This window comes from Caulobacter sp. GW821-FHT12D05 (assembly GCF_058807295.1).
The window spans coordinates 163,274-175,624 of the sequence record NZ_JBXAQO010000003.1; the positions used below are offsets into that span (position 1 = coordinate 163,274).

Consider the following 12,351-nt stretch of genomic DNA (forward strand, 5'->3'; position numbering starts at 1 on the left):
CGCGGCACGCTTGCCGCGCTGGGCAGAGGCCGAAATCCTCCCTGGAAACATGGGAGGAACGATCATGGGCCTGCGCACGCCGCTCTGCGATCTTCTGGATATCCAGCATCCGATCCTGCTGGCCGGCATGGGCGGCGTCTCCTACGCGCCCCTGGCGGCGGCGGTGTCGAACGCCGGCGGCTATGGCGTGCTGGGCATGGCCGGAACCTCGCCGGACTTCATCCGCAGCCAGATGCGGGAAGTCCGCTCGCTGACTGACAAGCCGTTCGGCGTCGATCTCTTGGCCGCCACGCCGGATGCTCTGACCGCGAGCGTCGAGGTCATCATCGAGGAGGGCGCCAGTTCCTTCATCGCCGGCCTGGGCGTGCCGCTGCCGATCATCGAGCGGCTCAAGAAGGCCGGCCTGAAAGTCATGGTGGTCTGCGGGGCGGTGAAGCACGCCGTGAAAGCCGAACAGGCCGGCTGCGACGCCGTCATCTGCCAGGGCGGCGAGGGCGGCGGCCACACCGGCCTGGTCGGGACGCTGCCGCTGGTCGCCCAAGCGGTCGAAGCTGTGAAGATTCCGGTGATCGCCGCCGGCGGCCTGCACGACGGCCGGGGCCTTGCGGCATCTTTGGCCCTGGGCGCCCAAGGCGTCTGGATGGGCACCCGGTTCATCGCCGCGACCGAAGCCCATGCCGGCGACCTCTATCGCCAGGCGATCCTCGAGGCCGCCGACGAGGACACCGTCCGCACCCGCTGCTACTCGGGCAAGCCGATGCGGGTGCGCAAGAACCCCTATGTCGACGACTGGGAGAGCCGGCCGGCCGACATCCAGCCCTTCCCGCAGCAGGCCATGGTCTCGATCCGCAATGGCGCGATGGGCGGCATCGGCGGCCAGGTCGAGGGCCTGGATCCTGAGAAGTCCTGCTTCGCCATGGGTCAGAGCGCCGGTGGCGTGCGCGAGGTGCTGCCGGCGGCCGAGATCGTCGCGCGGCTGGTCAGCGAGGCGGAAGGCGCGCTCGACCGGGCCAGCGCCTTCCGGACCTAGGGGGTCTCGAACTTCGGCAGGATCCGCTTGAAGTGGGTCTCGACCGCGTCGTGGCACTCGCAGGCGCGTTTCTCGAGGGCCGGGCGGTCCAGGATCTCGACCCGGCCGCGGCCGATGTGGATGATCCCGTTGTCCTGCAGCACGCGGGCGACGGCGCTGATCGTCGTGCGCTGCACGCCCAGCATCTGGGCCAGGGTCTCCTGGGTCAGGCGGATCGGCTCGTCGCCCGAACGGTCGTGCGCGAACAGCAGCCAGCGGCAGGCGCGCTGCTCGATCGGGTGCAGGGCGTTGCAGGCCGCCACCTGCATCATCTGGGCGATGAAGACGTCGGCGGCGCGATCAAAGAGGTCGGCCACGACCGGATGCTGGGTCTTGATCTCCTCCAGCCGCGCGGTCGGGATGCAGAAGGCGCGGCCCTGAACGCGGACCACGGCGCGGCCGTAGGCGGGCTTGAAGCCGGCGCTGACCACGCCGCCGATCGCGCCTTCGAAGCCGATGCTGGCGGCCTCGATTTCCTGGCCGTCCGAGGTGACGACCAGCAGCGAAACCTGGGTCGGGCCGCAGGGCATATAGGTGTGCTCGACGTCGTCGCCGGCGTCGAACAGCACCGCGTCGGCGGGCAGGTCGACCAGCACCAGATAGGGCGCGAGCGCGGTCAGCGCCTCGGCGCGCAGGGCCGCCAGCAGGCGGTTGGAGGCATAGGGCGGCGCGGCGTCACCTTCGACGGTGCTGCGGACGATGCGGGCGAGGGCGGACATGCTGATCTCCCGTGAAGCTCGACGGGTAAAGCGCACAGCGCACGGCTTAGTTTCCCGTGGACGGCGAGACTCTTCCGAAGCACCCTTCTGCCGACGGGGAGGCGGCGATGATCGCGAAACGACATCTGAGGCGGCGGCTCAGCCAGTACGGCGCCCTGTGGCTGGGGGCGTTCGTCGTTACCTTGCTGGTGATGGCGGTGATGGTCTTCGCCGTCGGCATGCCAGTGGCGGACACCGCCGACCTGACCCTGCCGGTCGCCTTCGCGCTGCTGGGCTTGGCCGTGATCGCCGGTGTCGGCATCACCGTCGTCAAGGACGTGGGCCTGAGCACCAAGTCGCTGATCACGGCCCTGGCCCTGCTGCTGATCCTGCCGCTGCTCTGGGCGCCGGTGCTGGCCGTCGTGGTCACGGCCGCGATCGCCGGGGCGTCGGTCGAGTACTCAGAGGCCTATGCCCAGTTCCGGATCACGGTCAGCCACCTGATCTACCCGCTGGTCGCCATGCTGGGCGAGGACCCGTTGATCAGCTTCGTCTGGAATGCGTTCCAGGTCGTCGCCTCGATCGTCGGCGCGGTCGCCTCGGCCTTGCAGGTATGGCGCGTGCTCAAGCCGTTGCTGTACGGCGAGGATGAGGAGGCGGCCGAGGCCTAGCTCAGCTGCGTCGGACGGGGCAGCACCCAGTCCTCTTCCTGCACGTGCAGCATCACGGGCAGGCCTAGACCGGCCGGATGTTCGGCCAGGCGGCGAGCCGCATCGCGGGCTTCGCCGCGCGTCTCGTAGGCGCCGAAACGCAGATTGTCTCCGATGATCGACCAGCGGTCACCGACGCGCACGACACCGTAATGCACCTCAGTCATGGGCTTGACCTCCTTGCAGTATCCACAGGAAAGACCCGATCTGTGGCGATCGCAAGGCCTTTATCGTCAAAGCTTTTTTGACACCGGGGGACATTTGTCCCCAGGCTTGCCCCCAAGCTTCGACGTCCCGTTTCTCGCCTTTTGGGCGCGGGCTGATGACAGGTGAGGGGGCTTTGATGATAACTGACGGCATGTCGCGTCCGTTCCTCATCGGCGCCGTTCTGGCCGCCCTCGTCGTCACGCCCGTCCTGGCTCAGGAGCGGGATGCGAAGGACCGTCAGCGCCTCCTGGACCTGGCCTATACGCTGGGCGAGAGCCACGCCCTGCGCCAGGTCTGCCAGGGCGAGACCGACCAGTACTGGCGCTCGCGCATGGTGCGGCTGACCGAGGTGGAGCAGGCCGACCAGGCCTTCGACGCCCAGATGCGCGAGCGGTTCAACACCGGCTTCGCCTCGCGCCGCAGCGAGTATCCGACCTGCGACGACGCCAGTCGGAAGGCCGAGCAGCAGGTCTCGCGCAAGGGCCAGTCCCAGGCCCAGAAGATGTCGCAGTCGGTCCGCCAGGCGCATCGCGAACCGGATTCCATGGCGGACGACGAAGGGCCGCGCTAAGCTCCACCCAAAGTAGGTTGGGAGCAAAGTCTTGGGCAGCGTCGTCGTTCTGATTTTCCTGGGCTTTGCGTTCGTGCTGCTGTTCAGCGCGATCAAGATCGTGCCGCAGGGCCGCGAGTTCACCGTCGAGCGCTTCGGCCGTTACACCCGGACCCTCAAGCCCGGCATCACCATCCTGACCCCGTTCTTCGAGTCCATCGGCCGCAAGGTCAATGTGATGGAGCAGGTCCTGGAGGTGCCCCAGCAGGAGGTCATCACCAAGGACAACGTGTCGGTGAAGGTCGACGCCATCGTCTTCATCCAGGTGATGGACGCCGCGGCCGCCGCCTATCGCGTCGACAACCTGATCTACGCCATCACCCAGCTGGCCCAGACCAACCTGCGCACCGTGGTCGGCTCGCTGGAGCTGGACGAGGTGCTGAGCCAGCGCGACCAGATCAACACCCGCCTGCTCTCGACCATCGATCACGCCACCGGCCCCTGGGGCGTGAAGGTGGCTCGGATCGAGATCAAGGACCTGACGCCGCCGTCCGACATCACCAACGCCATGGCCCGCCAGATGAAGGCCGAGCGCGAGCGCCGCGCGGTGATCACCGAGGCCGAGGGCGAGAAGCAGTCCCAGATCGCTCGCGCCGAGGGCCAGAAGCAGTCGGCCATTCTGCAGGCCGAAGGCCGCCGCGAGGCCGCCTTCCGCGACGCCGAGGCCCGCGAGCGCGAAGCCGAGGCCGAAGCCAAGGCGACGGCCTTCGTGTCGGAGGCCATCTCCAAGGGCGACGTCAACGCGATCAACTACTTCATCGCCCAGAAATATGTCGAAGCGTTCGGCGAGCTGGCCCGCAGCCCGCAGCAGAAGACGGTCATCGTGCCGGCTGACTTCTCCGGTCTGACCGGGACCGTCGCGGGCGTCAGCGAGCTGATCAAGAGCCTGGGCGCGGACACGCCGCGCGCTGCGCCGGCGGCGCGTTCGTCGTCTTCCGCGTCGAGCGCTTCCACCACCACGCCGACCGGCGGCAAGCGCGGAGCCTGACACGATGGACGGCTTGGGAAGCTTCTACGCGCTGCATCCGTTCTGGGTCTGGCTGGCGGTCGCCGCCGCCATCCTGGCCGTCGAGGTCTCGACCGGCACCGGCTGGCTCTTGTGGCCGGCCGCCAGCGCCTTTGTCGTCGGGGCCATAGCCCAGCTGGTGCATCCGGGCCTGCTGGCCGATGTCGGCCTGTTCGCGGCCCTGACCATCGCCACGACCCTGCTGGCCCGGCGCTATTTGCGGCCCGTGCTGGAGCCCAATAGTCCCGACCTCAACGACTCCACCCAACGGCTGATCGGCCAGCGCGGCCAGGTGCTGTCGACCTTCGAGCAGGGCCGTGGCCGGGTGTTCGTCGACGGCAAGGACTGGGCGGCCGAGACCGATGAGCCGATCCCGGCGATCAGCCAGGAGGTCGTGGTCATCGGGGTCGACGGCGCGGTGCTGAAGGTCCGCAAGATCCCGACCTGACGACACCTGCTGACAGAAGACGGCCACTGCCCCTGTTATCCGACGCCGGCGACACCATTTAGCCGGGCATCAGCCACCTAGCAGGGCATGCGCGACGCTGCATCGTCGCGTTTAGGGGAGACGGCGTGACTTCAATCATATCGGTAAAGGGTCTGAACAAGACCTATGCGTCGGGCCATCAGGCCCTGAAGACGATCGACCTGGACATCCGGCAAGGCGAGATCTTCGCCCTGCTGGGGCCCAATGGGGCGGGCAAGACCACCCTGATCAGCATCATCTGCGGGATCGTGAACCCCAGCCAGGGCGTCGTCCTGGCCGACGGCCATGACGTGGTGAAGGACTACCGCGCCGCCCGCACCAAGATCGGCCTGGTGCCGCAGGAGCTGAACACCGACGCCTTCGAGACGGTGTGGGCCACGGTCACCTTCTCGCGCGGCCTGTTCGGCAAGCCGCGCAATGACGCCTTGATCGAGAAGATCCTTCGCGACCTGTCCTTGTGGGACAAGAAGGACAGCAAGATCATGGCGCTGTCGGGCGGCATGAAGCGCCGGGTGATGATCGCCAAGGCGCTGAGCCACGAGCCGACCATCCTGTTCCTGGACGAGCCCACCGCCGGCGTCGACGTCGAGCTGCGCCGCGACATGTGGGAGATGGTCCGCCAGCTTCGCGAGAACGGCGTCACCATCATCCTGACCACCCACTATATCGAGGAGGCCGAGGAGATGGCCGACCGGATCGGGGTGATCAACAAGGGCGAGATCATCCTGGTCGAGGACAAGACCGTCCTCATGCGCAAGCTGGGCAAGAAGCAACTGACCGTGCATCTGCGCGAGCCGCTGACGGCCTTGCCGGCCGGGCTGGCGGGCGATGCGTCGCTGAGCCTGATCAATGACGGCGCCGACCTCGTCTACACCTTCGACACCCAGGCCGACGACACCGGCATCGCCGACCTTCTGAAGCGCCTCTCCGAGAACGGCGTCGACTTCAAGGACCTGCAGACCGACCAGAGCTCTCTGGAAGACATCTTCGTCAGCCTGGTGAGGGCCCCGCAATGAACATCCACGCGATCAAGGCCATCTATCGCTTCGAGATGGCGCGGTGGTTCCGCACCCTGCTGCAGAGCATCCTGGCGCCGGTCATCTCGACCTCGCTGTATTTCGTGGTGTTCGGTTCGGCGATCGGCTCGCGCATGCAGGCCATCGACGGCGTCAGCTATGGCGCCTTCATCATTCCGGGCCTGATCATGCTGTCGCTGCTCAGCGAGAGCATCTCCAACGCCTCGTTCGGCATCTACATGCCCAAATGGGCCGGCACGATCTATGAGCTGCTGTCGGCCCCGGTGTCGTGGGTCGAGACGGTGATGGGCTATGTCGGGGCGGCGGCGACCAAGTCGATTTGCCTGGGCTTGCTGATCCTGGCCACGGCCCGTCTGTTCGTGCCGTTCGAGATCGCCCACCCGTTCGTGATGCTGCTGTTTTTGGTGCTGACGGCGGTGACCTTCAGCCTGTTCGGCTTCGTGATCGGCGTCTGGGCCGACAACTTCCAGAAGCTGCAGATCGTGCCGGCGCTGATCATCACGCCGCTGACCTTCCTGGGCGGCAGCTTCTACTCGATCAAGATGCTGCCGGAGATCTGGCAGAAGATCACCCTGTTCAACCCGGTGGTCTATCTGGTCAGCGGTTTCCGCTGGGCCTTCTACGGCCAGTCGGACGTCGGGGTCGGCGTCAGCCTGGGCATGACCGCTGTGTTCCTGGCCGTGTGCCTGACGGCCGTCTGGTGGATCTTCAAGACCGGCTATCGCCTAAAGGTCTAGTCCTCGTCTTCCGGAGCGTCCTCGGTCTCGACTTCGGTCTCGATCGGGGACGCTGTTTTCAGGCCCTTCATGCCGCCGGCCTTGCCGCCCTTGGCGATCAGGGCCGTCTCGGCGGCGCGGACCATCGGCCGTTCGCGGCTGAAGCCCATCAGCATCTCGCAGGTGTCGAAGAAGCCGGGATCGGTCCGTGTGTCGACCGGCGGCTGCTGCACGACCAGGTGCAGGCCCCGCGCCTTCAGCTTCAGCACGGCGTCGACCAGGCCGGCCATGTCGCCGCCCAGGGCATGGAAGCTGGGCACGGCCAGTGCGCCGCCCGCTCCCAGCGCCTCGACCGCCCGCGCCAGGCCCGGCCGCACGACGCCGGAAGCCAGGCACCGGTCGCTGAACACCTCCTCGCAGCCCGAGAGCAGCAGGCGCTCCTCCTGGGCGGGGCTGAAGAAGATCCCGCGCACGGGCGGCACGCGGTAGTAGCCGACGAGTTTCATCCTCGGTGCTTGGCAAACCGGCCGGCCGTTGGCGAGGACTTTCCGCCGCCGCCGGCCAGCCGCCCACAGCTTCCTAGTCGGCGGTCTTCAGGGCCTGCGCGACCGCATCGGTCAGCGACGTCGTCGGACGGCCGATCAGGCGCGACAGCGTGTGGCCGTCATCGAACAGCCCGCCTTGGCCCGCGCCGACATCCGACTGCGCCAGGATCGCCGCGAACGGCGCCGGCAGGCCAAAGCTCTCCAGGATGCCGGCATAGGTCGCCTCGGGCAGGTCGTTATAGGCGATGACCTTGCCGGTCTGGCGCGAGACCTCGGCGGCAAGGTCGGCGCGGGTGAAGGCGGTGTCGCCAGCCAGCTCATAGACCCGGTTCTCGGCGTCCGGCGTGGCGACCACGACGGCGGCGGCCTGCGCATAGTCACGGCGCGTGGCGGCCGAGATCCTGCCCTCGCCAGAGGCGCCGATGATGGCCCCAGCCGCGATCGCGCCGGCCAGGCTGCTGGTGTAGTTCTCGAAGTACCAGCCGTTGCGCAGCAGGGCGTAGGTCAGGCCCGAGGCCTTGATCAGCGCCTCGGTGGCGATGTGCTCCTCGGCCAGAGCGATCGGCGTCGTGTCGGCGCGCAGGATGCTGGTGTAGGCGATCCGCTTCACGCCGACGGCCTTGGCGGCCTCGATGACATTGCGATGCTGGGCCACGCGCTGGCCGACGGCGTCGCTGGAAATTAGCAGCAGGGTGTCGACGCCTTGGAGCGCGGCGGCAAGGGTCTCGGGCTGGGCGTAGTCGGCGGCGCGGACCGTGACGCCCAGGTCGGCCGCCTTGGCCGGATCGCGAGCCAGGGCGACGATGTCGCCGGCCGGGACGCGGGTCTTCAGGTCTTCGATGACGAGGCGGCCCAGCTGGCCGGTGGCTCCGGTGACGGCGATGGTCATGATCGTTCTCCGTTGATGACGGAAGCGATCTGGGCGCCTTGCTTACTTTCCGTAAGTACGTACATGAATGTAAGTATGAAAGAAAAGACGACCCTCTCCGAAAGACTGGCGCGCGGCGACCTGATGGAGCCCGACTGCCCGTCGCGTGGCGTGCTGATGCATGTCACCAGCCGCTGGGGTGTGCTGGTGCTGATCGCCCTGGAGACCGGCACGCGGCGCTTCAGCGAACTGCGGCGAGGCATCGGCGGCGTCAGCGAGCGGATGCTGGCCCAGACCCTGCAACAGCTGGAAGGCGACGGCTTCGTGCGCCGCGTGGCCTATCAGGTCGTGCCGCCGCACGTTGAATACAGCCTGACGCCGCTGGGCCTGGAGGTCGCCGAGAAGGTGCGCGGCCTGGCCGACTGGATCGAGCTCAACATCGAGCGGATCGTGGCGCGGGAGCCGGCCTAGGCCTGCGCGAACCGTGCCCGGTACGCGCTTGGCGTCGTCGAGAACTGTCGGCGGAAGTGATGCCGCAAGGCCGGCGCGCCCAGACCGACCGCTTCCGCGATCTGGTCGATGCCGGCGGGCGAGGTCTCCAGTAGATCCCGCGCCCGGTTCATCCGCTCGGCCAGCAGCCAGCGCGCCGGAGTGTCGCCGGTAGCCGCCTCGAACCGCCGCAGGAAGGTTCGCTCGCTCATCCCGGCCGCGTCGGCCAGGGCCTTGATGGTGTAGGCCCGCGAGAGGTCGCCGCGCATGCGGTCCAGGATCGGTCCCAGGCGTGATGCTTCGTGCGCCACCGGCACCGGCCGCTGCACGAACTGCGCCTGGCCGCCGTCGCGGTGTGGCGGCACCACCAGCCTGCGGGCCACCGTATTAGCGGCCTCGGGGCCGAAGTCGCGGCGGATCAGGTGCAAACCGAGGTCGATGCCAGCCGCGCTGCCAGCGGAGGTCAGCAGGTCGCCCTCGTCGACATACAGCACGTCCGGCTGGACCTGGATCGCCGGGTAGCGCTCGCGCAGGGCGTCGGCATAACGCCAGTGGGTCGTGGCCCGCCGCCCGTCCAGCAGGCCCGTCGCCGCCAGCACGAAGACGCCTGAACAGATCGACATCAGCCGCGCGCCCTTGGCATGGGCCGCCCGCAAGGCCTCGATCAGCGGTGCCGGCACGGGCTGATCCATCCCGCGCCAGCCCGGCGCCACGATGACGCTGGCCTGCGAGAGCAGCTCCAGCCCGCCATCGCCGACGATCCGCACCCCGCCCAGGCCGCGCAGATCGCCTGGCTCCACGGCGGCCGTGGCGAAGCGGTACCAGTCATCGCCCATCTCCGGCCGGGGCAGGGCGAACAGCTCCACCGCCACCCCGTACTCGAAGGTGCAGAGGCCGTCATAGGCAAGGGCGACGACAAGACGGTTTGGCATGATCTTTACGCTCAGTGTCGATCTCGCCAGCTAACGCGACTAGGCGGCATGCGGCAAGTCTCAGCTCATCAACTGCTGGAGAGCGCCATGAGCTACGTGTCCGAGATCCCCGCCGCGTCCTTCCGCGACGCCGCCGCCCACTTCGCCGCGCGCCTGTCGCTGGAGACCGACTGCGCCGACGTCGCCGCCTCCATGAAGGCCGGCAAGGTCGACTTCGTCCTGCTGCATGTCGTCGGCTCGCCCGAAGCCTATGCCCGCCGCCACGTGCCGGGCGCGATCCACCTGCGCCATGCCGACATGACGTTCGACCGGATGGCCGAGTGGCCCGCCAGCACGCTGTTCGTGGTCTATTGCGCCGGCCCGCACTGCAACGGCGCCGACCGCGCCGCGCTGAAGCTGGCCCAGCTGGGCCGGCCCGTGAAGCTGATGATCGGCGGCATCACCGGCTGGGAAGACGAAGGCCTGGCCTTCGCCACCGGCTCGGAACCCGGCAGCCTTGCCGCCTAAACGAAGCGGGGCCTAAACGAACCGGGGATTGGCCTTGCGCAGGCCTTCGTTGGCGAGCGCGTCGGCGCGCTCGTTCAGCGGATGGCCGGCGTGACCCTTGACCCAGCGCCAGTCGACGTCGTGCCGCGCGCGCGCGGCGTCGAGCCGCTTCCACAGGTCGTCGTTCTTGACGGGGCTCTTGTCGGCCGTCTTCCAGCCGCGGGCTTTCCAGCCCTTGATCCACTCCTGGATGCCCTTCATCACGTACTGGCTGTCGGTGTGCAGCTCGACTTTGCAGGGGCGATTCAAGAGCTCCAGCGCCGAGATCGCGCCCATCAACTCCATGCGGTTGTTGGTGGTCGCCGGCTCGCCGCCGCAGATTTCTTTCTTCTTGTCGCCATAGAACAGGATGGCGCCCCAGCCGCCCGGGCCGGGATTCCCCTTGCAGGCGCCGTCGGTATAGATCGTGACCTTGGGCGTCATGCGAACAGCACGAGCCCTTCGCGGTGGACGGCCAGCTTGCGCTCGTACTCCAGCGGATCCTTGGGCCTAACGAGGGCGCCGGCGGGCGTCGAACCCCAGTCGGCCAAGCGGGTCAGGAAGAAGCGCATGGCCGCCCCGCGCGCCAGGATCGGCAGGGCTTCCTTCTCGGCCGGGCTCAAGGGCCGGCGGCGCTCATAGCCGTTCAGCAGCGCCTTGGCGGCGGTGATGTTGAAGCTGCCGTCGGCCTCGAAGCACCAGGCGTTCAGGGTCACGGCCACGTCATAGGCGTAGCTGTCGTCGCAGGCGAAATAGAAGTCGATCGCGGCGGCGAACTTGCCGTCCGGCTGGAAGAAGACGTTGTCCGGGAAATAGTCGGCGTGGATCGTACCCGACGGCAGGTTACGCGGCCACATCAAGGACAGCTGGGCCAGGTCGTTGTCGATGGTCGCCGACAGGCCCGGCTTGAGGTCCTCGGCCGCCTTGCGGTGCTTGGAAAACAGCGGCGCCCAGGCGCTCTGACCCAGGTCGTTGGCGCGGCGGGCCGGATAACCCTCGCCGGCCAGATGCAGCCAGGCTAGGCCTTCGCCGGCTTCGCGGCAGTGGGCGGCGGTCGGCTTGCGCACCGACAGGCCGGGCAGGAACTCGACGATCGCGGCGGCCTTGCCGCGCAGGGTCGACAGCGTGGCGCCCTTGCGGTCGGCGATCGGCCGGGCGCTGGGATAACCCTTGTCGGCCAGCCAGGTCAGCATGTTGAGGAAGTAGGGCAGCTCCTCGGCCTTCACCCGCCGCTCGTAGACGGTGAGGATGTAGCGGCCCTTCTCCGTCTCCAGCAGGAAGTTGGAGTTCTCCACGCCCTCGGCGATGCCCTTGAACGCCAGCGCGGCGCCCAGGTCGTAGCCTTCCAGGAAGGTCGCGAGTTCTTGGTCGGTGATGTCGGTATAGACGGCCATGGCGCCGGATTGCTCGACGCGAGGCCTCCGGTCAAGCCGCCCTTATGCGGTGAGCAGGCGCGGCAGCTTGAACGTGATGGTCTCGCGGGCCTCGACCAGTTCCTCGACCGTGGTGTCGAAGCGGGCCGAGATGGCGTCGATGACGCCCTGCACCAGGTCTTCCGGGGCCGAGGCTCCGGCGGTCAAGCCGACGCGGGAGACGCCGTCGAACCAGGCCCAGTCGATGCCGCTGGCGTCGTCGATCAGGTGGGCGGCCGTGGCGCCGGCCTTCAGGCCGACTTCCATCAGGCGCACCGAGTTGGATGAGTTCTTCGAGCCGACCACCAGCACCAGCTCGGCCTGTTCGGCCAGGTGCTTGACCGCGTCCTGGCGGTTGGTGGTGGCGTAGCAGATGTCTTCCTTGTGCGGGGCGGCGATGTCGGGGAAACGCTCGCGCAGCAGGGCGATCATGTCGGCGGTGTCGTCGACCGACAGGGTGGTCTGGGTCAGGAAGGCGACGTTGGACACGTCCTTGGGCGTCCAGGCGGCGGCGTCCTTGATGTCCTCGATCAGGGTCACCGAGCCTTCCGGCAGCTGGCCCATGGTGCCGATCACTTCCGGGTGGCCGGCATGGCCGATCAGCACGATCTCGCGGCCGGCGTCGAAATGCTTCTGGGCCTCGACATGGACCTTGGAGACCAGCGGGCAGGTGGCGTCCAGATAGATCATCTGCCGCGACTGGGCCTCGGCCGGCACCGACTTGGGCACGCCGTGGGCCGAGAACACCACCGGGCGGTCGTCGGGCGCCTCGGACAGCTCCTCGATGAACACCGCGCCCAGGGCCTTGAGGCGATCGACGACGTGGCGGTTGTGCACGATCTCGTGACGCACATAGACCGGCGCGCCGAACTTCTCGACGGCGCGTTCGACGATCTGGATGGCGCGATCCACCCCGGCGCAGAAGCCGCGCGGGCTGGCCAGCACGAGCGAGATCGGGCGACGGATCGGGGTCTGGGCGTTCATGGCGCGGAAACTAGTCTCTCAAGAGGCCCGGCGCCAGGAGTCTGCGTCGTTGCGAC

The 12,351-nt window shown here is 68.0% G+C and carries 17 protein-coding genes; 9 read left to right on the forward strand and 8 right to left on the reverse strand.

What is annotated here, in order from left to right; genetic code table 11:
- The first annotated feature begins 64 nt into the window (after nucleotides 1–64).
- Nucleotides 65–1,030, forward strand: a complete 966-nt coding sequence (locus AC1RRR_RS13630; RefSeq protein ID WP_492815238.1) for an NAD(P)H-dependent flavin oxidoreductase — start codon at nucleotides 65–67, stop codon at nucleotides 1,028–1,030.
- Here the strand turns inward: AC1RRR_RS13630 and AC1RRR_RS13635 are convergent.
- Nucleotides 1,027–1,788 carry a Crp/Fnr family transcriptional regulator gene (locus AC1RRR_RS13635; protein ID WP_492813837.1) on the reverse strand — a complete coding sequence of 254 codons (762 nt, stop codon included), beginning with the start codon at nucleotides 1,786–1,788 and terminating at the stop codon, nucleotides 1,027–1,029. The genes AC1RRR_RS13630 and AC1RRR_RS13635 overlap by 4 nt on opposite strands.
- A 107-nt stretch (nucleotides 1,789–1,895) precedes the next feature.
- Between AC1RRR_RS13635 and AC1RRR_RS13640 the strand changes: the two genes are divergently transcribed.
- On the forward strand, nucleotides 1,896–2,438 hold the full coding sequence (locus AC1RRR_RS13640) for a hypothetical protein (protein ID WP_492813838.1): 543 nt from the start codon (nucleotides 1,896–1,898) through the stop codon (nucleotides 2,436–2,438).
- Here the strand turns inward: AC1RRR_RS13640 and AC1RRR_RS13645 are convergent.
- Nucleotides 2,435–2,644: a hypothetical protein gene (locus tag AC1RRR_RS13645; protein ID WP_492813839.1), complete on the reverse strand. Its 210-nt coding sequence runs from the start codon at nucleotides 2,642–2,644 to the stop codon at nucleotides 2,435–2,437. The genes AC1RRR_RS13640 and AC1RRR_RS13645 overlap by 4 nt on opposite strands.
- 191 nt (nucleotides 2,645–2,835) lie before the next feature.
- Here AC1RRR_RS13645 and AC1RRR_RS13650 point away from each other — a divergent pair, with 191 nt between their 5' ends.
- The 5 genes from AC1RRR_RS13650 to AC1RRR_RS13670 all read left to right on the forward strand — a co-directional run bounded on the left by AC1RRR_RS13650 (nucleotide 2,836) and on the right by AC1RRR_RS13670 (nucleotide 6,561).
- Entirely contained in the window at nucleotides 2,836–3,255 is a 420-nt protein-coding gene (locus AC1RRR_RS13650) for a TIGR02301 family protein (protein WP_492813840.1), read from the forward strand.
- A gap of 31 nt (nucleotides 3,256–3,286) precedes the next feature.
- On the forward strand, nucleotides 3,287–4,282 hold the full coding sequence (locus tag AC1RRR_RS13655; protein WP_492813841.1) for an SPFH domain-containing protein: 996 nt from the start codon (nucleotides 3,287–3,289) through the stop codon (nucleotides 4,280–4,282).
- Nucleotides 4,283–4,286: 4 nt separating this feature from the next.
- The gene (locus AC1RRR_RS13660) at nucleotides 4,287–4,748 is read left to right on the forward strand and encodes an NfeD family protein (RefSeq protein ID WP_492813843.1); all 462 of its coding nucleotides are present in this window, start codon (nucleotides 4,287–4,289) and stop codon (nucleotides 4,746–4,748) included.
- A gap of 101 nt (nucleotides 4,749–4,849) precedes the next feature.
- Nucleotides 4,850–5,803: an ABC transporter ATP-binding protein gene (locus AC1RRR_RS13665; protein WP_492815240.1), complete on the forward strand. Its 954-nt coding sequence runs from the start codon at nucleotides 4,850–4,852 to the stop codon at nucleotides 5,801–5,803.
- Complete coding sequence (locus AC1RRR_RS13670) at nucleotides 5,800–6,561, forward strand: ABC transporter permease (protein WP_492813844.1); 762 nt, start codon at nucleotides 5,800–5,802, stop codon at nucleotides 6,559–6,561. The genes AC1RRR_RS13665 and AC1RRR_RS13670 overlap by 4 nt, the downstream gene beginning before the upstream one ends.
- Here the strand turns inward: AC1RRR_RS13670 and AC1RRR_RS13675 are convergent.
- Together AC1RRR_RS13675 and AC1RRR_RS13680 are read right to left on the reverse strand one after the other, a co-directional pair.
- Nucleotides 6,558–7,046, reverse strand: a complete 489-nt coding sequence (locus AC1RRR_RS13675) for a recombinase family protein (RefSeq protein ID WP_492813846.1) — start codon at nucleotides 7,044–7,046, stop codon at nucleotides 6,558–6,560. The two genes, AC1RRR_RS13670 and AC1RRR_RS13675, sit on opposite strands and share 4 nt — an antisense overlap.
- Nucleotides 7,047–7,119: 73 nt before the next feature.
- A complete protein-coding gene (locus AC1RRR_RS13680; protein ID WP_492813848.1) occupies nucleotides 7,120–7,974 on the reverse strand; it encodes an SDR family oxidoreductase in 855 nt (284 codons plus the stop codon).
- Between the two features lie 75 nt (nucleotides 7,975–8,049).
- Here AC1RRR_RS13680 and AC1RRR_RS13685 point away from each other — a divergent pair, with 75 nt between their 5' ends.
- On the forward strand, nucleotides 8,050–8,424 hold the full coding sequence (locus AC1RRR_RS13685) for a winged helix-turn-helix transcriptional regulator (RefSeq protein ID WP_492813849.1): 375 nt from the start codon (nucleotides 8,050–8,052) through the stop codon (nucleotides 8,422–8,424).
- On the opposite strand, the gene ftrA is transcribed toward AC1RRR_RS13685, so the two are convergent.
- A complete protein-coding gene (gene ftrA / locus AC1RRR_RS13690; protein ID WP_492813850.1) occupies nucleotides 8,421–9,374 on the reverse strand; it encodes a transcriptional regulator FtrA in 954 nt (317 codons plus the stop codon). The genes AC1RRR_RS13685 and ftrA overlap by 4 nt on opposite strands.
- Before the next feature lie 87 nt (nucleotides 9,375–9,461).
- Here ftrA and AC1RRR_RS13695 point away from each other — a divergent pair, with 87 nt between their 5' ends.
- On the forward strand, nucleotides 9,462–9,881 hold the full coding sequence (locus AC1RRR_RS13695) for a rhodanese-like domain-containing protein (RefSeq protein WP_492813852.1): 420 nt from the start codon (nucleotides 9,462–9,464) through the stop codon (nucleotides 9,879–9,881).
- A gap of 12 nt (nucleotides 9,882–9,893) precedes the next feature.
- On the opposite strand, the gene rnhA is transcribed toward AC1RRR_RS13695, so the two are convergent.
- From rnhA to ispH, 3 genes are read right to left on the reverse strand one after another with little or no spacing between them, the layout of a single operon-like run.
- Nucleotides 9,894–10,343 (reverse strand): ribonuclease HI, encoded by a 450-nt coding sequence (gene rnhA, locus AC1RRR_RS13700; RefSeq protein ID WP_492813854.1) that lies wholly within the window; start codon nucleotides 10,341–10,343, stop codon nucleotides 9,894–9,896.
- A complete protein-coding gene (gene thrB / locus AC1RRR_RS13705) occupies nucleotides 10,340–11,293 on the reverse strand; it encodes a homoserine kinase (protein WP_492813856.1) in 954 nt (317 codons plus the stop codon). The genes rnhA and thrB overlap by 4 nt, the downstream gene beginning before the upstream one ends.
- Nucleotides 11,294–11,335: 42 nt before the next feature.
- Complete coding sequence (gene ispH, locus AC1RRR_RS13710; protein WP_492813858.1) at nucleotides 11,336–12,295, reverse strand: 4-hydroxy-3-methylbut-2-enyl diphosphate reductase; 960 nt, start codon at nucleotides 12,293–12,295, stop codon at nucleotides 11,336–11,338.
- Nucleotides 12,296–12,351 lie beyond the last annotated feature (56 nt).